This window comes from Ruegeria sp. CF2 (genome assembly GCF_056537385.1).
Map to the genome: position 1 here is coordinate 96503 of NZ_JBQFRL010000003.1, position 26338 is coordinate 122840.

Below are 26338 nucleotides of genomic sequence, written 5' to 3' on the forward strand. Positions count from 1 at the left end.
GCTCGGGCATGATCCCGAAAACCGAAGAGGACATTCATGCGCAAGTTCCTTGTAGTTCTTGACGATAGCCGCGAGTGCCTGAACGCCATGCGTTTCGCCGCGATGCGTGCTGCGCATACCGGCGGGGGTGTGACCATCCTCTCGGTCATTCCTCCGGACGAGTTCAACCACTGGATCGGCGTGGCCGAAGTGATGCGGGAAGAAGCCCGCGAACGTATCCATGCGCATTTCGAGGTGTTTGCCAAATGGATGCGCGACAAGCAGGGGATCGAGCCTGAACTGGCGATCCGCGAGGGTGAACCCGTTCCGCAGATCATTGAGCATGTGCGCTCGGATCCCGAAATCGGCGTCCTTGTTCTGGGTGCAGGTACTGACAAGAAGGGCCCCGGTCCACTGGTCACTCAGTTGACGCGGAATTCCGGCAGCTTGCCGATTCCGATCACCATCGTTCCGGGCGACCTGAGCAAGGAGAAGCTCGAAGAGATCACCTGATGCCCGCCACTCTGCACTTCTGGTTCGATTTCGCCTCGACCTATTCCTACCTCAGCGCCATGCGGGTCGAACGGGACGCGGCAGCCTGCGGCGTCCAGGCGGACTGGCAGCCATTCCTTCTGGGTCCCATTTTTGCCGAGCAGGGGTGGAAAACCTCACCGTTCAACATCTATCCGGCCAAGGGGCGGTACATGTGGCGCGACATGGAACGGCTTTGCCGGCAGCATGGCCTGCCCCTGACCCGACCTGCCGAGTTTCCGCAAAACAGCCTGAAGGCCGCACGCCTTGCGCTCGCCATCCCTCAACGTGAAGCGCGCGCTGCATTCTCCTGCGCCGTTTTTGCCGCGCAGTTTGGCCAAGGCCTGAACATTTCGGTAGAGCCAGTCCTGCGCAGCGCCCTGTCCGCCGCCGGCCTCCCCGAGGACATGATCGACCGAACCGCAGACTCTGACATCAAGAGTGCTCTGTTTGACCAGGTTGCCCGCGCCAAATCGCTGGGGATCTTCGGCGCCCCCAGTTTTGTCGTGGATGAGGAGCTTTACTGGGGCGATGACCGACTGGACATGGCCATCCGACAGGCTGCAGCGATTTAGAACCGTTCCAAATCTTGACTTCCCGGCCGCTGACGCGCATATCAGAGCCAACTGATACGGAGCGCGCCATGTTCATCCAGACCGAATCCACACCCAACCCGGCCACGCTGAAATTCCTGCCCGGTCAGACCGTGCTCGAGGCCGGTACAGCGGATTTCCCGACCGCCGAAGCCGCGCAGAACTCGCCGCTGGCGCAGCGCATCTTTGCGGTCAGCGGTGTGACCGGAGTTTTCTTCGGCAATGATTTCGTAACCGTCACCAAAGACGACGGCGTGCAGTGGGACCACATCAAACCCGCCATCCTGGGCGCCGTGATGGAGCACTACCAGTCCGGCCAGCCGGTGATGGGGGCCGGTGTGGAAACCGCGTCCGGCCATGCTGAACATTCGGGTGAGGACTCGGAAATCGTCAACCAGATCAAGGAATTGCTGGACAGCCGCGTACGCCCCGCCGTGGCGCAGGACGGCGGTGACATCACCTTCCACGGCTTTGACCGCGGCGTCGTCTACCTGCATATGCAAGGGGCCTGCGCAGGCTGCCCGTCCTCGACGCTGACCCTGAAAATGGGGATCGAGAACCTGCTCCGCCATTACATCCCCGAGGTGACCGAGGTTCGCCCTGTTGCCGTCTGATCAGACAATTCTGGCATTTGACACATCGGCCGCGCATTGCGCGGCCGCTTTGCTGCGCGGGCCAGACATCGTCGTGAGCCGCGCCGAAACCATGAGCCGCGGCCAGGCAGAACGCCTGATGCCTCTGCTTCAAGACGTCATTGCAGAAGGTGGGGTTTCTTGGGCGGATATTGACGCGATCGGTGTCGGGACGGGTCCGGGCAACTTTACCGGAATTCGCATCTCGGTCTCTGCCGCCCGAGGGCTGGCGCTTGGATTGAACAAGCCGGCAATCGGCGTTTCGGGCCTTGAAGCCTTGGCGGCCTTGGCGCCCGAAGGGCGGATCCCAGCCATTCCCGCCCCCCGCGACCAAGTTTATGTGCAAGCGCCCGACGGGACGCCGCAGCTGATGACGCAGGAACAGGCAGAATCACTTGGCGCCCTGTTTTTGTGCGACGATGCGAATGCAGTCGTCCGGGCCATCGCCCGGATTGCATCCGAACGTGTTGACCTTGTGTCAGGTCCCCCTGCCCCACTGTACGTTCGTGCCGCAGACGCCGCCCCGTCGCGCGATACGCCGCCGCCTTTGCTGGACCCATGACCCCACAGGAAATGGCCGAGACCCACGGCGCGGCTTTCACCCAGTCCCGCCCCTGGACTAATGATGAATTCGCTGATCTGCTTGCCAGCCGCTTCACCCATGTCGTTGGAAACAAAACAGCATTTGCCCTGATCCAGGTCATCGGCGACGAGGCCGAGCTGCTGACCATCGCGACGCATCCCGATCATCAGCGGCAGGGTCTGGGCCGCGCCTGCATGCAGGCTTGGCATGACAAGGCTCACGATCTGGGTGCGCGCCGGGCGTTTCTTGAGGTGGCATCGGACAACGCGGCCGCCATTGCACTCTACCAAAGTTGCGGCTATGCGCGCTGCGGTCTTCGGCCGGGATATTACCGGCGCGGCAAGGCTGACAAAGTAGATGCAATCTTGATGGAGCGCGCGCTACCCTGACGAAAGCCGGGCATTTCTGAGACCAAATGGTCAAAAAGCGGTTGACCATGGCTGTTTCAGACGGCCTTAATTGCCGCTATCACAGCAGTTCTGCTCGCTCTGAGCGGGGCTGGGCAAAAGCCCCTGCCCCGAAGCCAAAAAAAACAACGGGAGTATATGATGACCCTGATGAAATCCTTGATGGGCGCGGCCGCCGCGTTTGCACTGACCGCAGGTGCGGCGCTGGCCGAACCGGCGATCATCTTCGATCTGGGCGGCAAGTTCGACAAATCGTTCAACGAAGCAGCCCATAACGGCGCCAAGCGCTGGGCCGACCAGACCGGCAAGTCTTATCGCGAAATCGAGCTGCAGTCGGAAGCGCAGCGCGAACAAGCCCTGCGTCGTTTCGCTGAAGCCGGTGCAAACCCGATCATCACCATGGGCTTTGCCATGGCTGATCCGCTGGCCGCCGTCGCACCTGACTATCCCGACACCAAGTTCGTCGCCGTCGACGTCAGCTGGCTGGACGCGCCGAACATCCGCCAGGTCTCGTTCGCCGAGCATGAAGGCTCGTACCTGGTCGGCATGATGGCCGCGATGGCATCCAAGTCGGGTACCGTCGGCTTCATCGGCGGCATGGACATTCCGCTGATCCGGCACTTTGGTTGCGGCTACGCCCAGGGCGCAAAGGCCGTAAACCCTGACATCAACGTCGTCGCCAACATGACCGGCACCACCCCGGCCGCATGGAACGACCCGGTGAAGGGCTCTGAGCTGACCAAAGCTCAGATCAGCCAAGGCGCTGACGTGATCTACGCCGCCGCAGGCGGTACCGGCGTCGGTGTTCTGCAGACCGCGGCCGACGAAGGCATCCTGTCGATCGGCGTGGACAGCAACCAGAACCACCTGCACCCGGGCAAGGTCCTGACCTCGATGCTCAAGCGCGTGGATGTGGCCGTTTATGACGCCATGAAAGCAGGCGAAGATGTCGAGACCGGCAAGTTCACCATGGGTCTGGCACAGGACGGTGTCGGCGTTGCCATGGATGAAAACAACGCCTCGCTGGTAAGCGACGAGATGAAAGCCGCCGTCGAAAAGGCGCGCCGCGACATCATCGACGGCAATGTCACCGTCGTCAGCTACTACGAGAACGACAGCTGCCCGGCACTGCAGTTCTGATATCGCGCGGGGCGGGGGAAACCTCCCGTCCCGCATCCACTCATGCCGCTGTTTCGCCACGACCGAATGATAGCGAAATCAGCGCAGCTTCTACGGCAATCGAGGACAAGACATGACAGTCCCCGCCATCGAGCTCAAAGGGATTTCCAAAGCCTTTGGGCCAGTCCAAGCGAACAAGGACATCTCGATCAGCGTCGCCCCCGGCACGATCCACGGGATCATCGGTGAAAACGGTGCGGGCAAGTCCACGCTGATGAGCATTCTGTACGGCTTCTACAAGGCCGACAAAGGTGAAATCTGGATCAACGGTAAAAAGACCGACATCCCCGATAGCCAGGCCGCGATCGCCGCGGGCATCGGCATGGTCTTTCAGCATTTCAAGTTGGTCGAGAATTTCACCGTTCTGGAAAACATCGTTCTGGGCGCGGAAGATGGCGGGCTGCTGGCCCCCTCGCTGGCCAAGGCCCGGAAAGAGCTGAAAGAGCTCGAGGAAGAATACGAGCTGTTCGTGGACCCCGACAAGCGCATCGACGAGATCGGCGTGGGAATGCAGCAGCGGGTCGAAATCCTCAAGGCGCTGTATCGCAAGGCGGAGATCCTGATTTTGGACGAACCCACCGGGGTGCTGACCCCGGCCGAGGCCGACCAGCTGTTCCGCATCCTCGACCGGCTGCGCGCCGAAGGGAAGACCATCATCCTGATCACCCACAAGCTGCGCGAGATCATGGAAGCCACCGACACAGTGTCGGTGATGCGCCGCGGACAGATGACCGCCACGGTCAAGACCGCCGAGACCAACCCCGAGGAACTGGCCGAGCTGATGGTCGGGCGCAAGGTTCTGCTGCGCGTCGACAAGGTGCCGGCCAAACCCGGCAAGCCGATTCTGGAAATCGAGAACCTGCGGGTGACGGATTCGGCGGGCGTCGAGCGCGTCAAAGGTATCGACCTGACCGTCCGCGCGGGCGAGATCGTGGGCATCGCAGGCGTCGCCGGCAACGGGCAGTCCGAGCTGCTCGAAGTGTTGGGCGGGATGCGCCCGGGATCAGGCGTGATCAAACTGAATGGTACGCCTCTGGCGCTCAGCGGACCCGAGGCCGACGGTCAGGCCCGGCGCGCCCAAGGCATCGCCCATGTGCCCGAAGACCGGCAACGCGAAGGTCTGATCATGGACTTCCACGCCTGGGAAAACGTGGCCTTCGGCTATCACCGCGACCCCGCCTATCAGCGCGGGATTTTCATGAACAACGCCGCACTGCGCGCCGACACAGAACGCAAGATCGAGAAATTCGACGTGCGTCCGCCTAATGGCTGGCTGTCTGCCAAGAACTTTTCGGGTGGAAACCAGCAGAAGATCGTGGTTGCACGCGAAATCGAGCGGAACCCCGATTTGCTTTTGGTGGGCCAGCCGACCCGCGGCGTGGACATCGGCGCGATCGAGTTCATTCACAAGCAGATCGTCGCCCTGCGCGATCAGGGCAAGGCGATCCTGCTGGTCTCGGTCGAGTTGGAAGAGATCTTCTCTCTGTCCGACCGGATTGCAGTGATGTTCGACGGACATATCATGGGCGAGCGCCTGCCCCATGAAACGGATGAAAAAGAACTGGGCCTGTTGATGGCCGGTGTTGCGGGGGAGGCCGCGTAACATGGATAAGATGCCCAAATGGGCCGACGTCATTCTGATCCCGCTCATCAGTCTGATCCTGGCCGCAATCCTGTCGACACTGGTCATTCTGGCCATTGGCGAAAACCCGGTCGAGGCGGTGAACCTGATGGTCACCGGCGCGCTGGGGTCGACCTATGGCTGGGGTTATACCCTGTATTATGCCACCAACTTCATGTTCACCGGCCTTGCGGTTGCAGTGGCCTTTCACGCGCGTCTGTTCAACATCGGTGGCGAGGGTCAGGCCATGTTGGGCGGACTGGGCGTAGCCATGGTGTGCCTCTATGTACCGTGGCCGCATTGGAGCATCGCTCTGCTGGCTGCGATGGCCGCCGGCATGCTGTTCGGCGCGGCTTGGGCTGCGATACCGGCCTATCTGCAGGCCAAGCGCGGCAGCCATATCGTGATCACCACGATCATGTTCAACTTCATCGCTGCGGCGCTGCTGAACTACATGCTGGTCAACGTGATGCGACCGGCCGGCTCGCAGGACCCGGCGACCGCCCGCTTTGCCGAGGCGGTACATCTGCCCACCCTGCACGAGATGCTGGCCCCGATCGGGATCACCTTCTCCAAGGCGGCTCCGGCCAACATCTCGCTGATCATCGCGGTCATCGCCTGCATCGTAGTCTGGGCGCTGATCTGGCGCACTCGCCTGGGCTATGAAATTCGGGCTTATGGGCATTCGGAAACCGGTGCGGTCTATGCCGGTATCTCACCGGTGCGCATCACCATCGTGGCGATGCTGATTTCGGGCGCTCTGGCGGGCCTGATGGCAATCAACAACGTCATGGGTGAGGCCGAGCGGCTGGTTCTGAACTCGACCGAGGGCGCGGGCTTCATCGGCATCGCGGTGGCCCTGATGGGCCGCTCGCACCCATTCGGCGTGTTCCTGGCGGCCATCCTGTTTGGTTTCCTCTATCAGGGGGGTGCGGAACTGGCCCTGTGGACGTCGATCCCGCGCGAGCTGATCGTGGTGATCCAGGCGCTGGTGATCCTGTTCACCGGAGCGCTGGACAACATGGTGCGCATGCCGCTTGAAAAGCTGTTCCTGGCCCTGCGGAAGGAGGCGAACTGATGGAGTTGTTCCTGACGATCGTCCAGGTTCTGGACTCGACCATTCGCCTGGCCACGCCGCTGCTTCTGGCCTGTCTGGCCGGCTTGTATTCGGAACGCGCTGGCATTTTCGACATCGGCCTGGAAGGCAAGATGCTGATGGCCGCATTCTTCTCGGCCGCCGTTGCCGCCGTCACCGGGTCGGTATGGCTGGGCCTGCTGGCCGGCATTGCATCGTCCTTGGTGCTGTCTGGCCTGCACGGGCTTGCCTCGATCACGTTCCGGGGCAACCAGCTGATTTCCGGTGTCGCCATCAACTTCCTGGCTGCCGGCATGACCGTGCTGGTGGCCCAGGACTGGTTCCAGCAAGGCGGTCGCACGCCGTCGCTGTTCGGGGGCGGCCGGTTCGAGCCGATCAACTTCCCCTTCGCCGAGGCTCTGAGCGGTGTGCCGATCATCGGTCCCATCTACGCCGAACTGCTCTCAGGCCACTCGATTCTTGTCTACGTGGCGTTCCTGATGGTGCCCGCCACCTGGTGGGTGCTGTTCCGCACCCGCTTTGGCCTGCGCCTGCGCGCCGTGGGTGAAAACCCGGCGGCAGTGGACACCGCGGGCGTCTCGGTGGTGGGGCTTCGCTACGCGGCCGTCGCCATCTGTGGCGTGCTGTGTGGCATCGCCGGGGCCTATTTGGCTACTGCGTTGCAGGCAGGGTTCGTCAAAGACATGACAGCCGGCCGGGGCTTCATCGCACTGGCTGCACTGATCTTTGCCAAGTGGCGGCCGTGGCACGCCATGTGGGCGTGTTTGCTGTTCGGGCTGCTGCAGGCTGTCGCTCTGCGGTTCCAGAATATCGACCTGGGCGGCATCATTATCCCCGTTCAGGTCATGGACGCGCTGCCCTATATCCTGACCGTGGTGATCCTGGCAGGTTTCGTCGGCAAAGCGGTCCCGCCAAGGGCCGGTGGCGAGCCTTATGTGAAAGAGCGCTGATAAGGCCAGTTCAGGACTGCTTTTCAGTCCTGTTTGCTGCAAAGCGGCATGCAGAGTTGATTTTGCATGCCGCAAGCGCTCTAAGAGGGTATGCACGTCTACCTTCCCATAGCCGAAGTATCCGTTAGCCCGTTTGTCCTGCTGGCGATTGGTGTTTCCGTGGGCGTTCTGTCCGGCATGTTCGGAGTGGGAGGCGGTTTTCTGATCACGCCATTGCTGTTTCTGATCGGTATTCCACCTGCAGTCGCCGTGGCGACATCGGCCAATCAGGTGGTGGCATCCTCATTTTCGGGGCTGATGGCCCATCTCAAGCGCAGGACCGTAGACCTGAAGATGGGATCGGTTCTGTTGGGCGGCGGCCTGCTCGGCGCGACGCTGGGGATGCTCGTCTTCAACTATCTCAAGCATTTGGGACAGGTCGATCTGGCGGTCCAGCTGTGTTACGTCGTGTTTCTTGGCCTCATCGGCACCTTGATGTTCATTGAGAGCCTGCGTGCAATCCGCCGGTCACGAGCGGCGGGCGGCACCGCACCGACCGCACGCCGCCAACGCACCTGGGTTCATGCACTGCCGTTCAAAATGCGGTTCCGCGAGTCAAACCTGTACATCTCGGTCATTCCACCCATCCTGGTCGGCTTTGGCGTCGGAATCCTGTCGGCCATCATGGGCGTTGGCGGCGGGTTCATCATGGTTCCGGCAATGATCTATATCCTCGGAATGCCAACAAAGGTGGTGATCGGAACCTCGCTGTTTCAAATCATTTTCGTGGCCGGGTTCACGACGATGATCCACGCTTCGACCAACTTCAGCGTGGATATCGTGCTGGCCTTGTTCCTGTTGATCGGGGGGGTCGTTGGGGCCCAGTTCGGCAGCATGGTCGGCGCTCGGTTGAAGGCTGAGCAGCTGCGGGTTTTGCTGGCGGTACTGGTCATGATCGTGGCCGGAAAAGTCGGGCTGGAACTGATCGTGGCTCCGACAGAATTCTATTCGCTTTCTGAATTGGCGGGGGTTTGATCGTGACCAGTTTATCCTTCGAAACCGCCATGTACCCGCCAGTCCGTTTCTTCGCCCAACGCAGCGCGCCTGCCTTTGCTCGCATTAACCAGTCCACCGCAGTACGGATCGGCTAGACCACATGCATATCTACCTGCCTATCGCCGAAGTTTCCGTAAACGCCTTTCTGCTGCTTGGCCTCGGCGGCATGGTGGGGATCCTGTCCGGTATGTTCGGTGTCGGTGGCGGCTTTTTGATGACCCCGCTGCTGTTTTTTATCGGCATCCCACCCGCCGTTGCTGTGGCAACCGAGGCGAACCAGATCGTTGCCTCGTCATTCTCGGGGGTGCTGGCGCATTTCCGCAGAAAGACGGTCGACCTGAAGATGGGCACGGTCCTTCTTGTGGGTGGTCTGATCGGCGCCGCCGTGGGCGTTGTCTTCTTCAACTATCTCAAAAGCCTGGGTCAGGTCGATCTGCTGGTCAAGCTCTGCTATGTCGTCTTTCTGGGCGTCATTGGCGGGCTGATGTTCTTTGAAAGCCTCAATGCGCTGCGCAGGTCCCGCAAGGCAGGTGGGGTCCCTGTCAAACGGCGCCAGAGGGGGTGGATCCACGCCCTGCCGTTCAAGATGCGGTTCCGGACCTCGGGGCTGTATATCTCGGTCATTCCGCCGGTGCTTGTCGGCCTGTTCGTCGGCGTGTTGTCGGCGATCATGGGCGTGGGCGGCGGATTCATCATGGTGCCCGCCATGATCTATCTGCTGGGAATGCCAACCAAAGTGGTTGTGGGGACATCCCTTTTCCAGATTATTTTCGTCACTGGCTTCACCACCATGCTGCACGCCACGACCAACTTTACGGTCGATATCGTGCTGGCTGTCCTACTGTTGGTTGGCGGGGTGATCGGGGCTCAGATCGGGACCGTGCTGGGGGCACGCATCCCGGCCGAGCAGCTGCGCGTTCTGCTGGCCGCTCTTGTCTTGGCGGTTTGCGGCAAGCTGGCCCTGGATCTGTTGTTGCAACCGGCCGAGCTCTACTCGCTTGGCACCGATGGGGGGCATTGACGTGTTGCGCTGGTTCATCGCCCTTGTGTTCCTGACCCTCCCCGTCCACGCCGCGGATGAGCAGGTCGTTCTTGGCCTCAGCCAGGATCGCGTAGCCATTACCGCCGATTTCGACGGATCCGAGATTCTGATCTTTGGCGCCGTCAAGCGCGAGGCGCCGATCCCGCCCGGCCCTCCGCTGGAGGTGATCGTGGCAGTCGCGGGCCCGTCCGAGCCGGTGATGGTGCGGCGTAAGGAAAAGAAATTCGGCATCTGGGTGAATACCGACAGCGTTCTGGTCGATTCCGCACCCAGCTTCTACGCAGTCGCTACAAGCGCACCGTTCACGGACATCATCACCGACACCGAAGATCTGCGCTATCGCATCTCGATCCGGCGCGCGATCCGGTCCGTCGGGGCAGCCATGCATATTCGGGAGGCTCAGGATTTCGCCCGGGCTGTCGTCAGGATCCGAGAGGATGAGGGCCTGTACTCGATCCGGGAGAACACGGTTGCCGTGGATGAGCAAACGCTATTCCGCACCTCCATCGAGATGCCGGCCGACCTGACCGAAGGCGACTACCTGACCCGCATCTTCCTGATGCGAAACGGCGAAGTCATTTCGCAGTTCGAGACGGTTATCGACGTTCGGAAAGTCGGGCTCGAGCGGTTTCTCTACAACATGTCGCGTCAACAGCCGGTCTGGTACGGGTTGATGTCCCTTGTCATTGCCATCGCCGCAGGCTGGGGCGCTTCGACGGCTTTCCGACTGTTGCGCGAAAACTGACCGCTACCCGCGCCCTATATACGGCATCGTCGTTGCCATCACGGTCATGAACTGGACGTTGGCTTCGGGCGGCAGGATGGCCATGTGCAGGACCGAGCGCGCGGCATCTTCGACCGCCATCGTCGGATCAGGCTCTCGCCCTTCAGCAACCGCCGTATCGACCAGGTTCTGCACCATCTGGGTTCTGGCATTTCCGATGTCGATCTGCCCACAGGCGATCCCATGGGCGCGGCCGTCAAGCGACAGGCTTCGTGTCAGCCCGGTAATCGCGTGTTTGGTGGCGGTGTAGTGCACGGAGTTCGGACGCGGCACATGCGCCGCGATCGAGCCGTTGTTGATGATGCGTCCACCTTGCGGGTTCTGCCGCCGCATCGCGCCAAAGGCGGCACGGGCACACAGAAACATCCCGTTCAGGTTCACGTTGACGCTCTGATACCAGTCGTCCAGCGCGATTTCGTCGATCGTGCCTGCGGGCGCGAAAATACCCGCGTTGTTGAACAGAACATCCAACCGTCCGGCCTGCGCCTTAAATTCATCGAACGCCGCCGACACCGCTTGGGGGTCGGTTACGTCGGCCACCAGGGGAATGGCGTTTTCGCGCGTCGCGGCCATCTGGCTCAGCTTGTCCGCACTGCGTGCCAACAGGCCGACCTTCCAGCCCTGGTCCAGAAACAGCTCGGCCGTCGCCCGCCCGATGCCCGAACTTGCCCCGGTTACAATGATCGTCTTCACGTCTCCTCCGCCTCCAGCGTCAGTTTTGCGGCCGGGACCGCACGCAGGTCGTCAACCCGCAGCGGGTGGCTTGGTTTGGACAGCCGGTTGCGCACCACCCAGATCAGCCGCTCTTGCGCCCGGGTGATGGCCACATAGGCCAGCCGTTTCCACAGGGGTTGCCCGGCCTCGGTCCGGCCCATGCGGGCGGCGGCGTAAAGGTCAGGGGCAAAGACCTGCACCGTGTCCCATTGCGAGCCCTGCGCCTTGTGGATCGTCACGGCGGCCCCATGCAGAAACGTGGCCCCCATGCGCGCGGCAAAGGGGATGAAGGGCTCTTCCTCGTCCGGTTTTTCGATCTGCACGATCGACGCGGCGCTGACCTGCGGGTCTTCGGCCCCCATGACATGCAGCCGCGAGAACCCCGGCTTGCGCCCCGGCCCCAGATAGATCACCTGCGCGCCCTTGATCAGCCCGCGCGCCTCGAGGTCGAGCCGTTTCTTGCGGTGCTTCAGCGGCAGCTCGATCCCGTCGCAGATCAACGGTTCGCCTTCCAACAGCTCGGTCTCGGGGGCGCCATGCACCTGACGGAAGGCCTGGATCAGCCGGATACGCGTCGCGTTCCGCCAGACCAGAACCGGGCTGCGGGCCATCAGGTCGACCTCGACCCGCTGGCCCCAGACCACACGGTCATCCGTGCGGGCGGTCTGCTCGACAAGACGTTCAAAATCCTCGAACCCCATGGCAGGATCGGCCAGCGCATGGGCCAGGTCCAGAATGGGGTTGTCGGCCTCTTGCCGGTGCACCCGGTGCAGGATCAGCTTGCGCGGTTCGGGCAAAGCATCGAACACCATCGACCCGGACTGATTCACCGGTGCCAACTGTGCCGGATCGCCGAACAGCAACAAGGTAGGAAAAATTTCTTTGAGATCCTCGAACTGGCGGTCGTCCAGCATCGAGGCTTCATCGACGAACCCGATATCCAGCGGCTCGTCGCGACGTTTCCATCCGGTTATGAAATCCGACCCGCGCAGGCCGGCGGCGGCCAGGGCACCCGGGATGGACTTGTTGTTGGCATAGAACGCGGCCGCGCGGTCCAACGCCTCGTCGGTCAGGCCTTCGATCTCAGGGCGGTCGTCATTGCCCGCCAGCCACTCGGCGATCCGTTCGTATTCCGGATCATAGACCGGCGTGTACAGAATGCGGTGAATGGTGGTGGCCGGAACACCGCGCAATCGCAACACGCTGGCGGCCTTGTTGGTCGGGGCCAAAATGGCAAGGCTGCGCTTGTCTTTCGATTTGCGGCTTTCATAGTCGCCCGAGACGATCTGAACTCCGGTCTCGGCCAGTGCCTTGAAGAGTTCGGCCAACAGCAGGGTCTTGCCCGACCCGGCCTTGCCGATCACCGCCATGACCCCCGATTCGCCCTGGCCGGGCAGCTTGAGCAGCGCATCATCTTCCAGGTCCACGCCTGCGGTTTTCAGCATCTGGGCAATGCTGTCGAACGCGGCGGCCTGATCTTCGGAAAAAGTAACCTTGGGCAGAGACATGGCGCGACCCTACAGGGCCGCGCCAACCTGCGCCAGATGCGGAATTCAACGTCAGGCAGACAGTGCGAACCGATGCCGCGCGGCGGACCCGAACGCCGTCTTGAACCACAATCGCGACAGCTCGCGCGGGATGCCCGCCCGCTCGGCCACGCGGTTGCAATCGTCAGCGGAATAGGGCCAAAGACCGACCGAAATCTGGTCACGGCCCGCCCCCTCCGAGCCCAAGACCACCGGCGAGGAACCGATTAGCCGATAGATGCGGATCATCCTTGCATCAAAGACCCCGGCGATGTGGGTCAGACCGAAGCCTTCCATGATCTCCCCCCCGCTCAGCATGATTGCCCCGGCCGTGTGTGGATGAGCGGTGCGGGACAGGCAGAACCGCGTCACTTCCCAGATCAGCGGGCTGCGGATTGGGCTGCCGCCGGTCAGATGCCCGAACACCTCATTTACCATGACAGGGCCAGTCGTGGGCAATACCCGCATCGATCCGCCGTGACTGCCGTCCGGCTCTTCCCAGATGACATACAGCGGGTTCAGATCATCATACTGATCCCGTTCCTCTCCTTTGGAATTGACATGAACATCCCATCCGAGGCGGGTTTTGAATTGATCTGCGCGGTCGCGAAACATCCCCTCGGCCAATTTTGGAAATTTATGAAGCTCGTCAGCGTAAACATAACGCAGCATGACTTTTCCCCTTGTCGCCCAGTACTGGAACGAAGGGGGTACAAAGTCGTGGTTAATTTACCGTGTGGCCCTCGCGCGGGCCTTAAACCACTATTAATCCTCTGCTGAGGGCAGTGGCGATGGCATGGGTTGTATTCAGAGCACCCAGCTTGGACCGGGCGCTTTCGATATAGACACGCAATGTGTGCTCGGAAATAGACAGGGAGTGCGCGACCTGCGCCCGGCTGTAGCCCAAGGCCAGTAGCGTCATCGCGTCGATCTCGCGCGGAGAGAGACCGCGCGCGGATTCAGGTCTGCGGTCCTGCTCGAAATCCAAAGCTTTGCGGTTGAAGTAGTGGGCGAGCAGTATCAACTCGCGGCTGTAGGTCACGATGAAGGCACCCCAAGCCTCGTCGCTGCAACTGTGATTGACCGTAAAAAGCGCGAACTGGCCATTCGGCCCACGAATTGGGATCGAATAGCCCTGATTGCCGACACCATGATCCAAAGCATCCTGCAGAAAGGCTTTTGCGACCTTGCCGGACCAGTTCAGAGATTTCCAATTGACCGGATGAAACCGCTGGAAGCAGCCCAGGATTACGGGATCTATTCGGTGATAGTTGCGTTCACGGTATCGGTCGGCCCAGGCATCCGGATAGGTGGTGTAGCCATATTGATCGCCGGCGCCATCGACCCAGTGATAGACGATGTGATCGACCTTCAGTTTGTCCCTGATGCGGACAGCAACCGCACCCAGCTCGTCAAGCGTGCTGGTGTTTTCCAAATCCTCCAAGACCTGGCTCAAATCGAACTGTGTTCCCATTCGACGGCGCATTTGCCTCATCGTTCAGGGACGCAATTTCGGCCGCGGCGATCAGCCTGGTGTCGTCAAGCTGCTCGGCCAGCGCGGTCAACCCATTCGCAACGGCGAAGGCGTTGAGGTCCGACAATACGTCCAGTATCCACTCATTTCGCGCCATCATGGTCTCTCCGAAACAGTTAACGAAGGGTTAACACAACCATAACATGTACGCTGTTTTCTTGCCTATTCACTGCTTTCTACTCCCCAAAAACAGCGGGTCCCGAATTTGCATGGCATTGAAAAACAATATCCCATCTTCTGAACGCAAAACGCCCGCGAACCGTCTGAACGATTCGCGGGCGCTTGCTTTCAAAGCGCGGTGATCAACCGCGGGCGTCCAGAACCTCTTCCAAGGTCCGCATGCCCGTACGCGGGGCCTGAACCAAGACAGACATGTTGCCCGGCTTGTGCTCGTTCCGCATCATTTTCATGTGCGCCTCGGGCAGTTCTTTCCAAGTGAACACTTCGGACATGCAGGGATCGAGACGCCGCTCCAGCATCAGCCGGTTTGCAGCAGACGCCTGCTTGAGATGCGCGAAATGCGAACCCTGCAGACGCTTCTGGTGCATCCACATGTACCGAACGTCAAAGGTCAGGTTGTAGCCGGTGGTCCCGGCGCAGATCACGACCATGCCGCCTTTTTTGACGACAAAGGTCGAGACCGGGAAGGTGCTCTCGCCGGGGTGTTCGAACACCATGTCGACGTTCACGCCCTTGCCCGTGATGTCCCAGATCGCCTTACCGAACTTGCGGGCTTCCTTGAACCACTCGGCATATTCCGGCGTGTTGACCGTGGGCAACTGGCCCCAGCAGTTGAAGTCCTTGCGGTTGATGACGCCCTTGGCGCCCAACCCCATGACGAAGTCGCGCTTGCTTTCGTCCGAGATCACGCCGATCGCGTTGGCTCCGGCTGTATTGATCAGCTGGATCGCATAGGAGCCCAGACCCCCCGACGCGCCCCAGACCAGAACGTTTTGGCCCGGCTTCAGATCATGCGGCTCGTGTCCGAACAGCATCCGATAGGCAGTGGCCAGCGTAAGCGTATAGCAGGCACTTTCTTCCCAGGTCAGGTGCTTGGGGCGCGGCATCAGCTGTTGCGCCTGCACGTTGGTGAATTGCGCAAATGACCCATCGGGCGTTTCATAGCCCCAGATCCGCTGGCTGGGTGAATACATCGGGTCACCGCCGTTGCACTCTTCGTCGTCGCCGTCGTCCTGGTTGCAGTGGATCACGACCTCGTCGCCGACCTTCCAGCGTTTCACCTTGTCGCCCACCGCCCAGACGATGCCCGACGCATCTGAGCCCGCGATGTGATACGGGGCCTTGTGGCCATCAAAGGGGCTGATCGGTTTGCCGAGCGAGGCCCAAACACCGTTGTAGTTGACGCCCGCCGCCATCACCAGAACCAGCACTTCGTGGCTGTCCAGCTTGGGAACATCGACCACTTCCAACTGCATCGCAGTGTCGGGCTCGCCGTGGCGCTCTTTGCGGATGGCCCATGCATACATCTGTTTTGGCACATATCCCATCGGAGGGATTTCACCCATCTCATAGAGGTCTTTTTCCGGTGCCTCGTAGGACGCGATGCCGCCGTCGGTGTCCAAAGCCATTGTGGCCTCCTCTGTCAAACGTGTTCGCCGCGACGCAGAATCGCGCGCTTCATAGGCTGGAATATTGGCCCATGAGTAATTTTGCAACCCATTTCGGATCATTATTGAAATTTTATGACCCAGCAGCCGCAGAAATTTCTTTTGCAGTCGCAGAACCATCCGGGTCTTCGCTGATGGGCGCTGAGGCCGCATAATACTTCATCAGATCCAGCCGATCGACCGATGGCGACAGCATACCGTTGTTTCTGCTCAGTATTCGCCGTTCGACCAGTTGTTCGATCGCTGGCGGGATGGCCTTCAGGTCTTCGTCAGTGGCGCCCTCGCGCCGCATCAGCTCGACGATCCGTGACTGAACGTCAGACTCGGAGATGGTGCCGTTTTCGCGAACGAGCCAGCACGCGGCGGGCGCTGGGACCAAAGGAATCGCCCGACCAATCCGGCGCATCAACTCTCGAGCCAGATCCGTCATCAGGTCCGGGCCGGCTTGTTCGCGAAACTCCTGCAGCGAAATGGGCAGGCCGTATCGGACCGAGGCAAGACCGAACCGTTTGTAACGCCCGATGATACGGCGCCATATCTGTTTCAGGCTCCACCTTGTGATCACGCCGATCCGCGCGCGGAACCGCCGTTCGCTGCCCAAGGCGGCGGTGGTCAGAATCGTATCCTCCAGCACCCGGTCATAGTTCAGCGCAACCGGTACGAACACGACGTCGCGACCATCGGGACTGGTGCCGTCGATGATGTATTTCAGCAGTCCCAGTTTGGGTCGTCCCAAAGACCCGGTGAGGCTCAGACCGCCCTCGGGGAACATCGCCTGAGTCACACCGGCATTGGTGGCCAGGCGCACATAGCTGGCCAGAACCTGCCGGTAGAGTTCGCTGCCGGACTTGCGCCGGATGAAATAGGCCCCCATCGCGCGGATCAACCGGCTGAGCGGCCAGACCCGTGCCCACTCGCCCACCGCATAGGACAGCGCCGACTGTTGCGCGGCCAAATAGGTCACCAGAACATAATCCATGTTGCTCCGGTGATTCATCACAAAGACCACGGTTGCTTTGGGATCGATCTCCTTCAATGCGGCCTCGTCCTCGTGGCTGAGGCGGACATTGTAGAACGCGTTGCTCAACCATCGAGCCAACCGAATGGCAAAGCTGAAGTACATGAAGGCCGAAAACGAAGGGACGATTTCCCGGGCGTAGCGCCGGGCCTGCTCGAACGCGACCGCTTCGGGGATGCCATGTTCTTCGGCGTGGTGCTGAACAGCCTGACCAACCTGCGGGTCATAGATCAGGCGTTGGATCATGTCATGACGCTCGGCCAGTTTGAACGGCTGGATCGGCCGTTGCAGGCGCTGGTTCAACCGTTCAACAGCCCGTTCAAGCCGGCGGCGAAAGAACCAGCGCACCGACGGGAACAGGAAATGCGAGGCGAAGGTGACCGCGGCAAACACCACGATCAGAACAAACAGCCAAATCGGTAACTCAACGGTCTGCGTCATGCCCGCACAGTGCCATCAAACCGCCGCTGTCACAATCGGCAGCACGCCGTACATGCCGCAACGCAGCGAATTGACATGTGCTGAAAATTGCGCTTTAGAACCCATGAGAGAAATATTGTTACCCATCGACGCATGAGGCTCTGACCATGACGCAGACGCAGAAAGACCGCCCCTGGCTCATCCGAACCTATGCCGGTCATTCCACGGCCAAAGCCTCGAACGCGCTTTACAGATCCAACCTGGCCAAAGGGCAGACCGGTCTGTCGGTGGCCTTCGATCTGCCGACGCAAACCGGATATGACAGCGATCACACCCTGGCCCGGGGCGAGGTCGGCAAGGTCGGGGTGCCCGTCTGCCACCTGGGCGACATGCGGGTGCTGTTCGACCAGATCCCGCTGGAGCAGATGAACACCTCGATGACGATCAACGCCACGGCCCCCTGGCTGCTGGCGCTGTATATCGCGGTGGCCGAGGAACAGGGCGCCGATGTGTCCAAGCTACAGGGCACGGTGCAGAACGACCTGATCAAGGAATACCTGAGCCGCGGCACCTATGTCTGCCCGCCCAAACCTTCACTGAAGATGATCGCGGACGTGGCCGAGTATTGTTATTCGAACGTACCGAAATGGAACCCGATGAACGTGTGTTCCTACCACCTGCAAGAGGCCGGCGCGACGCCCGAGCAGGAGCTGGCCTATGCGCTGGCCACCGCCATCGCGGTACTGGACGAGCTGCGCCCCCGCGTTCCGGCCGAGGACTTTCCGGCGCTGTGCGGCCGCATCTCGTTTTTCGTGAATGCGGGCATCCGGTTTGTCACCGAAATGTGCAAAATGCGGGCCTTCGTCGACCTTTGGGACGAAATCCTTCAACAGCGCTATGGCGTGGAAGACCCCAAGTTCCGCCGATTCCGCTATGGTGTTCAGGTCAACTCGCTGGGCCTGACCGAGCAGCAGCCCGAGAACAACGTCTATCGCATCCTGATCGAGATGCTGGCCGTGACCCTGTCGAAAAAGGCACGCGCCCGGGCGGTGCAGTTGCCCGCCTGGAACGAGGCTTTAGGCCTGCCGCGCCCGTGGGACCAGCAATGGTCGATGCGGATGCAGCAGATCCTGGCATATGAGACCGACCTGTTGGAATATGACGACCTGTTCGACGGCAACCCGGTGGTCGATGCCAAGGTCGAGGAGCTGAAGCAGGGCGCCCGGGCTGAACTGGCCAATCTGGAGTCGATGGGCGGTGCCGTTGCGGCGATCGACTACATGAAATCGCGGCTGGTGGATTCCAACGCCGAACGTCTCAACCGGATCGAGCGCAACGAGACCATCGTCGTCGGCGTGAACCGCTGGACCGAGGGTGAGCCTTCGCCGCTGCAGACCGAGGATGGCGGGATCATGGTCGTCGACCCTGCGGTCGAACAGGAACAGATCGACCGCCTGAACGACTGGCGTACCGCCCGCGATGAGGCCGCCGTGGCCGCGGCTCTGTCCGATCTGCGCGCCGCGGCGCAATCGGGTGCCAACATCATGGAGCCCTCGATCGCCGCGGCCAAGGCCGGTGTCACCACCGGCGAATGGGCCGAAGAGATGCGCCGCGTCTTTGGCACCTATCGTGGCCCGACGGGCGTTTCGGGCTCTGTGTCGAACAAGACCGAAGGCTTGGACGACCTGCGCGCGGCGGTGGATGCTGTCAGCGACCGCCTGGGGCGTCGTCTGAAATTCCTGGTCGGCAAGCCGGGGCTGGACGGCCATTCCAACGGCGCCGAGCAGATCGCCTTCCGCGCCCGCGATTGCGGCATGGACATCACATATGACGGCATACGGCTGACCCCCGAGGAAATCGTGGCTTCGGCCATCGAGCAGCAAGCCCATGTGATCGGCCTGTCGATCCTATCCGGCAGCCATCTGCCGCTGGTTCAGGAAGTGATGACACGCCTGCGAGAAGCGGGTCTGGGTGATATTCCGGTTGTCGTCGGAGGCATCATCCCGGACGAAGACGCGGATCGTCTCAGATCAATGGGTGTTGCCAAGGTCTATACGCCCAAGAATTTCGAGCTGAATGCCATAATGGGGGATATCGTTTTGCTGGCCGATCCAAAAACGCTGGCCGCGGAATAATCGCCCAAAATTAATTCCATTGCCCATTTCGTTTAAAGAATGGCCATTGATTGGGATTCTCCGTAACGTTGCCTGATGAGTAAAAAATGAATCAGGTGGGTACGGAGAACGACAATGGGCATAAATCTGGACAAGCTGTCGCGTAAGGAATTGCTTGAATTGCGCGATCAGGTCGACAAGGCGCTGGAAAACGCTGAGGCCAGAGAACGTCAGGAAGCATTGATGGCCGCTGAAAAAGCAGCTGCCGCTTACGGGTTTTCCTTGTCCGACTTGGCATCTCAGCCCACGCGGTCCGGCAAGGGATCGAAAGCCAAAGCAAAATATCGCAATCCGGCCGATCCGGCGCAAACCTGGACGGGGCGTGGGCGTAAGCCGAAATGGGTCCACGAAGCGCTGAAAGCCGGGGCAGATATTTCCGATCTGGAAATCTGAGCGGGAAAAGTATCAAAATGACAATTCACATTGGCGCCGAAAAAGGCGAAATCGCCGAGACCGTGCTTTTGCCGGGTGATCCGTATCGTGCGAAATGGGCCGCCGAAACTTTTCTGAGCAATGTGCGGCAAATCAACGATGTCCGCGGGATGCTGGGTTTCACCGGCGAATGGAAAGGAAACCCGGTCACCATTCAGGGCAGCGGAATGGGAATGCCGTCGATGTCCATTTACGTAAATGAACTGATCCGGGACTACGGTGCAAAAACCCTGATCCGCATCGGGTCTTGCGGCGGCATGCAGGAAAACGTGAAGGTCCGGGATGTTATCCTGGCCATGACGTCAACGACACTCAGCACCCCGTCCCGGGGCATCATGAAAGAGCTCAACTTTGCGCCTTGTGCAGATTGGGGCCTGCTGCAGGCCGCCGCCAAGGCAGCCGAGGCCAAGGGCACGGCAACCCATATCGGCGGCATCTACTCGTCTGACGTTTTCTATGACGAACGCCCCGACCTGAACGAACAGATGGTGCGTCACGGAATCCTGGGTGTCGAAATGGAGGCCGCCGAGCTGTACATCCTGGCCGCGCGGCACAAATGCCGGGCGTTGGCAGTTCTGACCGTGTCCGATCACCTTCTGACCGGCGAGGCTCTGCCCTCGTCCGAGCGCCAGAGCAGCTTTGGTGACATGGTGGAAATCGCACTGCAGGCCGCGTTCCCGAACGCCTGACACGAACCGGCCCGGGTCACCCCCGGGCCTCAGCGCCCATGCGTACGGTCATAGCCATTGGGCGCCGGACTTTGCCATCCGCTCAGCGTGCCTTCGGCAGGTTCCAAAATCTCGACCAACAGCGGGTGACAGGCGGCCGTATCCGACGAATGCTCGGACGAACAATCCCCACCCGGACAGGCGCTGAGGTCACCCAGAAGGTCGATTTCCGCGAAGAACTCCAAATAGTCACCCGGTCGAACCGGTGAAGCCTTCATGAAATACTGCCCCGTATCGCGGGTAAAGCCGGTGCACATGAATACGTTCAACACGTCGTGCACCAAACGCTCGGCTGCCGGAATTTCCAGACCAGAATGGTCAGCCAGCGCCCGGGTCAGGTTGGAGTGACAGCAATGATGGTATTGAGTGCCCGACAGCAGGTTTCCGGTATAGGGATCGCAACGCGTTCCGATCACGTCATGCACCGACCCGCCGTATTGATCGATTCCGTACCAGTCCAAGGTGTCCGCAACGATCGTGGCCATCGGGCGCAGAAAGGGAAAGCTGGACCATAGTCGCTCGCCGGTCGTGACATGGGTGCCATGCAATGCACGCGTCTTGCCCGAATAGAAACGTTCGTTCAGGTCGTGCAGGTTCCACAGGTTCAGGTCGCCGACCTGCGGGCCTTCGACTGAGGTGATCCGAAAGAAGTGTCCGGTCGGCACCTCAAAGCAACGGGCATCACGTGGCGGCACCAGAACTTCGGCTGTCTTTCGCGCGCTCTTTCGGGCGTCCAGCAGCAGGTCAAGGTCAACGCTGGGCAGGGTGTCATTTGGGTAGCAAATGACCGGAGCGATCCCACGGCGGGTGGCGGCATCCGAAGGAGGATTTGGCATTCTGCATCTTTCCGCTGTTTTGCGCAGATTGACCCAGAATGACCTTTGGGAAAACCCCGTTTCCCTCAGGTAAAGAGGCTTATTTCCGTTCGCATCGCGTGGGCTGCGTCTCGGAGACGGAAACCGCCCCGCAATACGCACAACTCCACGTGCCGGCTTGCCTGTGCTGCCGCCACCGGCAGTCCCGGGTCAAAGAAGACGTGCGTGAACGCCAGACGAAATAGGCGAACACGCCGGCGCCGAGCAAAAGCAGAAGAACAGGCATTCCCCTGCTTCGCGCAATATGCGCCGGGACTCAAGACTTGGCTTGGTAAACTCAAGCCGCGTTGGCGTATTCAAACAGCTCCGGCTCTGCATCTTTTGCAGGCTTGACCGGCTCGGGCTCGTAGTAGGCCCAGGCTTGCTCAAGATATTCGAAGGCTTTGGCTGCGTCTGTTTTTTTGGATTCGTTCTTCATCGGAGTGATCCTGTTTCCAATCCGTCACTCCTCCCCGATACCGAACATAGTCTTGGCCGGGGCGGCCCACATCCAATGATTTCGCATGTGGGCCATGCACTTGCCGCAACGCGGCAAGCACGTTGGTTGTCATCGTTCAAACTGCGCGTTCGACCATCATCTTCTTGATCTCGGCAATCGCCTTGGCCGGGTTCAGACCCTTGGGGCAGGTCTTTGCGCAGTTCATGATCGTATGGCACCGATACAGCTTGAACGGATCCTCAAGCTGATCCAGACGCTCGCCCGTGGCCTCGTCGCGGCTGTCGATAATCCAGCGATAGGCATGCAGCAGCGCGGCGGGGCCAAGGTACCGGTCGCCATTCCACCAATAGCTGGGGCACGAGGTCGAGCAGCTGGCGCACATGACGCATTCGTAAAGACCATCCAGTTTTTTTCGGTCTTCGATCGACTGCTTCCATTCTTTTGCAGGGCGGTTGGTCTTGGTCTCCAGCCACGGCATGATCGAAGCGTGCTGCGCATAGAAATGTGTCAGATCCGGGATCAGGTCCTTGACCACCGGCATGTGCGGCAGCGGGTAGATCTTCACGTCGCCCTTGATCTCGTCCATGCCGTAGATGCAGGCCAACGTGTTGATCCCGTCGATGTTCATCGCGCAGGAACCGCAGATCCCCTCGCGGCACGACCGGCGGAAGGTCAGGGTTGGGTCGATCTTGTTCTTGATGTAGATCAGCGCATCCAGAACCATCGGCCCGCAATCGTCCATGTCGACGAAATAGGTGTCGACCCGAGGGTTCTGCCCGTCATCCGGATTCCAGCGGTAGATCTGGAACTTACGCACGTTGCTCGCGCCTTCCGGTTTCGGCCAGGTCTTGCCCGTCGTAATCCGGGAATTCGTAGGGAGGGTCAGTTGGACCATGTGTTCCTCTCCTCAGAATGTCCGCGCCTTGGGCGCGATCTTTTCAAGGCTGATACCGCCTTCAGCCTCGGTGCTCAGCGGATCGACGATGACCGGGCGATAGCTGAGTTCGGCCTTGTTCCCGTCAACCCGGGACACGGTGTGAACACGCCAGTTTTCGTCATCGCGCTCGGTGAAGTCTTCGTGTGCATGAGCGCCGCGGGATTCCTTCCGCGCTTCGGCGCCGACGATTGTGGCAAGCGCGTTGGGCATCAGGTTGGTCAGTTCCAGCGTCTCCATCAGGTCGCTGTTCCAGATCAAGCTGCGATCCGTGACCTTGATGTCCTCCATCTTGGCCGCGATTGCGGTCATCTTCTCGACCCCTTCGGCCAGGGTCTTGGCCGTCCGGAACACCGCAGCATCCGCCTGCATGGTTTTCTGCATCTCAAGCCGCAGATCGGCCGTCGGGATTGCACCGCTGGCATTGCGCACCGCATCGAACCGATCAAACGCCTTGTCGACCGAGGCCTGGTTCAGGACCGGGTTGGGCGTTTCGGGGTCGACGACCTTGCCCGCCCGGATCGCCGCGGCGCGGCCAAAGACCACGAGGTCGATCAACGAGTTCGACCCCAACCGGTTCGCTCCGTGAACCGAAGCGCAACCAGCTTCGCCCACGGCCATCAGGCCGGGCACGACAGCGTTCGGATCGTCGGCGGTTGGGTTCAACACCTCGCCCCAATAGTTGGTCGGAATACCGCCCATGTTGTAGTGCACCGTCGGAAGAACCGGGATCGGTTCCTTGGTGACATCCACGCCGGCGAAGATCTTTGCGCTTTCCGAGATGCCCGGCAAACGCTCGTGCAGGGCTTCGGCCGGAAGATGGCTCAGGTTCAGGTGAATATGGTCGCCTTCGGGACCGACGCCGCGCCCTTCGCGGATTTCCATGGTCATCGAACGCGAGACATAGTCGCGCGGTGCGAGGTCCTTGTATTGGGGCGCGTAGCGCTCCATGAACCGTTCACCTTCCGAGTTGGTCAGATATCCGCCTTCGCCGCGGGCACCTTCGGTGATCAGGCAGCCCGAGCCGTAGATGCCGGTCGGGTGAAACTGCACGAACTCCATGTCCTGCAAGGCCAGGCCGGCACGGGCCACCATGCCGCCGCCGTCGCCGGTGCAGGTGTGGGCCGAGGTTGCGCTGAAATAAGCGCGGCCGTAACCACCAGTGGCCAACACCACCATCTTGGCATTGAAGACGTGCATGGTACCGTCGTCCAGCTTCCAGCAGACAACGCCTTGGCACTGCCCGTCTTCGGACATGATCAGGTCGATGGCGAAATATTCGATGTAAAATTCCGCGTTGTTCTTCAGTGACTGCCCGTACAGCGTGTGCAGGATCGCGTGACCGGTCCGGTCGGCAGCGGCACAGGTACGTTGAACTGCAGGGCCTTCACCGAATTCGGTCGTGTGGCCACCAAAGGGACGTTGGTAGATCTTGCCTTCTTCTGTGCGCGAGAACGGCACACCGTAATGCTCCAACTCATAGACGGCCTTGGGTGCTTCGCGCGCCAGGTATTCCATCGCGTCGGTGTCACCCAGCCAGTCCGAGCCCTTGACGGTGTCATACATGTGCCACTGCCAATGGTCGGGGCCCATGTTCGACAGCGACGCCGCAATGCCACCCTGCGCCGCAACGGTGTGCGAGCGGGTCGGAAAAACCTTGGTTACGCAAGCGGTGCGCAGACCTTGTTCGGCCATGCCCAGCGTGGCACGCAGACCGGCCCCACCGGCGCCGACCACGACCACGTCATATTCGTGCGTTTCGTATTCGTAAGCAGCCATTTCATTCAGCTCCGGGGTGTTAGAGGGCAATGCGGGCGACGGCGAAGATACCTGCCGCCGCGGCGCCATATGAGAGACACTTGACGAGAATGATCAGAACCTTTTCCATTGTGCCGTGCACATAGTCCTCGATCATCACCTGGGCACCATCAGCGAAATGCTTGAACCCGACGGCCAGCGTCAGGGCCGCCACGATTGCCGGGAATGGCCGCGAGTAATAGTCCAGCACCACGTCAAAGGGCTGTCCCAGCGTGGGGCCGAATGTGAAGACAAAAAGCGGGACAAGGATCAGCAGCGCAACCGAGCTGACCTTCATCGCCCAAAAATGTTCGGTGCCCGACTTGGCCGATCCCAGGCCTACGGCGCGTTTGCGGTCGGTAAGATAACGCATGTCAGCCTCCCTCAGGCAACGATCAACAGTGTCAGGAAAGTCAGCACGAAAGAGCCGATCACAACCGCCCAGCCCAGCTTGTAGGCTGTCGGGATATCCAGTCCGATCGCGTTGTCCCAGATCAGGTGCCGGATGCCGGCCAGCGTGTGGTACCAAAGACCCCAAAGCGACAGTGCCATGACCAAGTCCCCGAGGAGCGACGTGATCACACCATTGGCGCGATCAAAGGCTTCGGGCGACGTGGCTGCGGCCAGGAACCACCAGACGATCAACAGCGCGGCCAACAACATGGCGTTGCCGGTGATCCGGGTCAGGATGGAAGTGACAGAGGTCAACTGCGGACGATAGATCGACAGATGCGGCGATAGCGGGCGGTTCCCCCGATTGACATCGGCCATGGCGGCTCCTTTTGAGGTTGGCTACCGAAGTTTTTACTCCATTTTGCGACCCTGTCACGCGCTGCGCGCGCAAAAAAGATCAAATCACCCGCAATTCAGCCGATAATTCAGAAACGTGATCACACAAAATATTCTCGTGATCACAAAAAGCATTCCAACCCCCCAATGTTAGCGTTTTCAAGGGTCAAGCAATGTGATCACGAATCTTTCCGCGCTCAGCGCATATCTGCAGTCTGCCGCGTGACTTCACGCAGAAGTTTTTTTCGGATCCGTTCGGGATAGTCCTTGAAACCGGCAGCCGATACGACGAAGGCTCCTTCGCCGACTATGACGTTTTCAAAGAAATAGGCCGTCAGGTCTGGTTCGCTCTCCTCGATCGCAATTGCGTTCACCGTGATCCCCTGACGGCGCAAAAGGTCTCGGATCTCGGTCGGCTCGACCCCTTCGTTCGAGACGCCGTCCCCGGAGATGTCGATCAGATGACGCTTACACTCAGGCACCTCGAGAAAGCTGTTCACGGTCATTTCCAGCGCCTCACCGATCGCGGTCGAAAAGTTCCGCCAGACACGCGGATCGGCAGACACTTTTGCGGCAAACGTATCCAGTGCGTCGAACCCGTCAATTTTGGTCCAGGGGATTGTGATCCGCTGCCGCGAGGTCCCGGTCCATTGCACCAGCATCAAACGGGCCTTGCCGCGCACCAGCGCCTCGGACACGACCGGGTCGCGCAGTCCGGCCGCCAGGCCATCCATCTGGATGCGGTATTCCGAACTGTCGACCGATCCGGACACATCCACGGCCAGCGCCAGCGCCAGATCGCAGGCCGACGCCGGGCGGGCAAGGCAGAGCGCAGCAGCAAGGATACGCAGATAAGACATGAGCCGAACCTAGCACGGTTCGGCCCGGTCGGGATCAC

The 26338-nt window shown here is 60.6% G+C and carries 28 protein-coding genes; 15 read left to right on the forward strand and 13 right to left on the reverse strand.

Translation table 11 applies throughout. The annotated features are described in order from the left end of the window. Window positions 1-36: 36 nt before the first annotated feature. The 12 genes from ACR0IR_RS14165 to ACR0IR_RS14220 all read left to right on the forward strand — a co-directional run bounded on the left by ACR0IR_RS14165 (window position 37) and on the right by ACR0IR_RS14220 (window position 10393). Window positions 37-492 carry a universal stress protein gene (locus ACR0IR_RS14165; protein ID WP_170342153.1) on the forward strand — a complete coding sequence of 152 codons (456 nt, stop codon included), beginning with the start codon at window positions 37-39 and terminating at the stop codon, window positions 490-492. Then, window positions 492-1085: a 2-hydroxychromene-2-carboxylate isomerase gene (locus ACR0IR_RS14170; RefSeq protein ID WP_170365354.1), complete on the forward strand. Its 594-nt coding sequence runs from the start codon at window positions 492-494 to the stop codon at window positions 1083-1085. The genes ACR0IR_RS14165 and ACR0IR_RS14170 overlap by 1 nt, the downstream gene beginning before the upstream one ends. A gap of 68 nt (window positions 1086-1153) precedes the next feature. Beyond that, the gene (locus ACR0IR_RS14175) at window positions 1154-1717 is read left to right on the forward strand and encodes a NifU family protein (RefSeq protein ID WP_093963451.1); all 564 of its coding nucleotides are present in this window, start codon (window positions 1154-1156) and stop codon (window positions 1715-1717) included. Continuing rightward, window positions 1707-2297: a tRNA (adenosine(37)-N6)-threonylcarbamoyltransferase complex dimerization subunit type 1 TsaB gene (gene tsaB / locus ACR0IR_RS14180; RefSeq protein WP_170365356.1), complete on the forward strand. Its 591-nt coding sequence runs from the start codon at window positions 1707-1709 to the stop codon at window positions 2295-2297. The genes ACR0IR_RS14175 and tsaB overlap by 11 nt, the downstream gene beginning before the upstream one ends. Then, window positions 2294-2707: a ribosomal protein S18-alanine N-acetyltransferase gene (gene rimI / locus ACR0IR_RS14185; protein WP_170360164.1), complete on the forward strand. Its 414-nt coding sequence runs from the start codon at window positions 2294-2296 to the stop codon at window positions 2705-2707. Before tsaB ends, rimI begins: the two co-directional genes overlap by 4 nt. A gap of 159 nt (window positions 2708-2866) precedes the next feature. Then, complete coding sequence (locus ACR0IR_RS14190) at window positions 2867-3865, forward strand: BMP family lipoprotein (RefSeq protein ID WP_093963454.1); 999 nt, start codon at window positions 2867-2869, stop codon at window positions 3863-3865. Window positions 3866-3977: 112 nt separating this feature from the next. Further along, a complete protein-coding gene (locus ACR0IR_RS14195; RefSeq protein ID WP_093963455.1) occupies window positions 3978-5507 on the forward strand; it encodes an ABC transporter ATP-binding protein in 1530 nt (509 codons plus the stop codon). 1 nt (window position 5508) lies between these two features. Beyond that, window positions 5509-6603, forward strand: a complete 1095-nt coding sequence (locus tag ACR0IR_RS14200; protein WP_170365357.1) for an ABC transporter permease — start codon at window positions 5509-5511, stop codon at window positions 6601-6603. Beyond that, a complete protein-coding gene (locus ACR0IR_RS14205) occupies window positions 6603-7571 on the forward strand; it encodes an ABC transporter permease (protein WP_170365360.1) in 969 nt (322 codons plus the stop codon). Before ACR0IR_RS14200 ends, ACR0IR_RS14205 begins: the two co-directional genes overlap by 1 nt. A gap of 90 nt (window positions 7572-7661) precedes the next feature. Beyond that, on the forward strand, window positions 7662-8585 hold the full coding sequence (locus ACR0IR_RS14210) for a sulfite exporter TauE/SafE family protein (protein WP_170343308.1): 924 nt from the start codon (window positions 7662-7664) through the stop codon (window positions 8583-8585). Between the two features lie 121 nt (window positions 8586-8706). Then, the gene (locus tag ACR0IR_RS14215; protein WP_170343309.1) at window positions 8707-9627 is read left to right on the forward strand and encodes a sulfite exporter TauE/SafE family protein; all 921 of its coding nucleotides are present in this window, start codon (window positions 8707-8709) and stop codon (window positions 9625-9627) included. 1 nt (window position 9628) lies between these two features. After that, on the forward strand, window positions 9629-10393 hold the full coding sequence (locus ACR0IR_RS14220) for a TIGR02186 family protein (RefSeq protein WP_170360158.1): 765 nt from the start codon (window positions 9629-9631) through the stop codon (window positions 10391-10393). A gap of 3 nt (window positions 10394-10396) precedes the next feature. Here ACR0IR_RS14220 and ACR0IR_RS14225 read toward each other — a convergent pair whose 3' ends face one another. The 6 genes from ACR0IR_RS14225 to ACR0IR_RS14250 all read right to left on the reverse strand — a co-directional run bounded on the left by ACR0IR_RS14225 (window position 10397) and on the right by ACR0IR_RS14250 (window position 17293). After that, a complete protein-coding gene (locus ACR0IR_RS14225; protein WP_170365362.1) occupies window positions 10397-11125 on the reverse strand; it encodes an SDR family oxidoreductase in 729 nt (242 codons plus the stop codon). Continuing rightward, on the reverse strand, window positions 11122-12654 hold the full coding sequence (locus ACR0IR_RS14230) for an ATP-dependent DNA helicase (protein WP_170365364.1): 1533 nt from the start codon (window positions 12652-12654) through the stop codon (window positions 11122-11124). The genes ACR0IR_RS14225 and ACR0IR_RS14230 overlap by 4 nt, the downstream gene beginning before the upstream one ends. 51 nt (window positions 12655-12705) lie before the next feature. Further along, a complete protein-coding gene (locus tag ACR0IR_RS14235; RefSeq protein ID WP_170360153.1) occupies window positions 12706-13344 on the reverse strand; it encodes an acyl-homoserine-lactone synthase in 639 nt (212 codons plus the stop codon). Window positions 13345-13426: 82 nt separating this feature from the next. After that, window positions 13427-14146, reverse strand: coding sequence for a helix-turn-helix transcriptional regulator (locus tag ACR0IR_RS14240; RefSeq protein WP_170342173.1), 720 nt, complete (start codon window positions 14144-14146; stop codon window positions 13427-13429). Between the two features lie 362 nt (window positions 14147-14508). Then, entirely contained in the window at window positions 14509-15795 is a 1287-nt protein-coding gene (gene ccrA, locus ACR0IR_RS14245) for a crotonyl-CoA carboxylase/reductase (RefSeq protein ID WP_170343314.1), read from the reverse strand. Window positions 15796-15907: 112 nt separating this feature from the next. Beyond that, the gene (locus ACR0IR_RS14250; protein WP_170365366.1) at window positions 15908-17293 is read right to left on the reverse strand and encodes a 1-acyl-sn-glycerol-3-phosphate acyltransferase; all 1386 of its coding nucleotides are present in this window, start codon (window positions 17291-17293) and stop codon (window positions 15908-15910) included. Window positions 17294-17439: 146 nt separating this feature from the next. On the opposite strand from ACR0IR_RS14250, the gene ACR0IR_RS14255 reads away from it, so the two are divergent. The 3 genes from ACR0IR_RS14255 to deoD all read left to right on the forward strand — a co-directional run bounded on the left by ACR0IR_RS14255 (window position 17440) and on the right by deoD (window position 20567). Next, a complete protein-coding gene (locus ACR0IR_RS14255) occupies window positions 17440-19407 on the forward strand; it encodes a protein meaA (protein WP_480779130.1) in 1968 nt (655 codons plus the stop codon). Window positions 19408-19521: 114 nt separating this feature from the next. Next, a complete protein-coding gene (locus ACR0IR_RS14260; protein ID WP_170342178.1) occupies window positions 19522-19839 on the forward strand; it encodes an H-NS histone family protein in 318 nt (105 codons plus the stop codon). Between the two features lie 17 nt (window positions 19840-19856). Continuing rightward, window positions 19857-20567 (forward strand): purine-nucleoside phosphorylase, encoded by a 711-nt coding sequence (gene deoD / locus ACR0IR_RS14265; protein ID WP_170365369.1) that lies wholly within the window; start codon window positions 19857-19859, stop codon window positions 20565-20567. Between the two features lie 29 nt (window positions 20568-20596). Here deoD and ACR0IR_RS14270 read toward each other — a convergent pair whose 3' ends face one another. The 7 genes from ACR0IR_RS14270 to ACR0IR_RS14300 form a co-directional block, all read right to left on the reverse strand. Beyond that, window positions 20597-21442 (reverse strand): urea carboxylase-associated family protein, encoded by an 846-nt coding sequence (locus ACR0IR_RS14270; RefSeq protein WP_170365371.1) that lies wholly within the window; start codon window positions 21440-21442, stop codon window positions 20597-20599. Between the two features lie 316 nt (window positions 21443-21758). Further along, window positions 21759-21899, reverse strand: a complete 141-nt coding sequence (locus tag ACR0IR_RS14275) for a hypothetical protein (RefSeq protein WP_170365372.1) — start codon at window positions 21897-21899, stop codon at window positions 21759-21761. A 136-nt stretch (window positions 21900-22035) separates the two neighbouring features. Continuing rightward, a complete protein-coding gene (locus ACR0IR_RS14280) occupies window positions 22036-22815 on the reverse strand; it encodes a succinate dehydrogenase iron-sulfur subunit (protein ID WP_170365374.1) in 780 nt (259 codons plus the stop codon). Window positions 22816-22827: 12 nt separating this feature from the next. Further along, complete coding sequence (gene sdhA / locus ACR0IR_RS14285; protein ID WP_170365376.1) at window positions 22828-24633, reverse strand: succinate dehydrogenase flavoprotein subunit; 1806 nt, start codon at window positions 24631-24633, stop codon at window positions 22828-22830. A gap of 19 nt (window positions 24634-24652) precedes the next feature. Continuing rightward, window positions 24653-25024: a succinate dehydrogenase, hydrophobic membrane anchor protein gene (gene sdhD, locus ACR0IR_RS14290; protein WP_093963475.1), complete on the reverse strand. Its 372-nt coding sequence runs from the start codon at window positions 25022-25024 to the stop codon at window positions 24653-24655. Window positions 25025-25035: 11 nt separating this feature from the next. Beyond that, window positions 25036-25422 carry a succinate dehydrogenase, cytochrome b556 subunit gene (gene sdhC, locus ACR0IR_RS14295; RefSeq protein ID WP_093963476.1) on the reverse strand — a complete coding sequence of 129 codons (387 nt, stop codon included), beginning with the start codon at window positions 25420-25422 and terminating at the stop codon, window positions 25036-25038. A 215-nt stretch (window positions 25423-25637) separates the two neighbouring features. Further along, entirely contained in the window at window positions 25638-26300 is a 663-nt protein-coding gene (locus tag ACR0IR_RS14300; protein ID WP_170365378.1) for a DUF1194 domain-containing protein, read from the reverse strand. Between the last annotated feature and the right edge of the window lie 38 nt (window positions 26301-26338).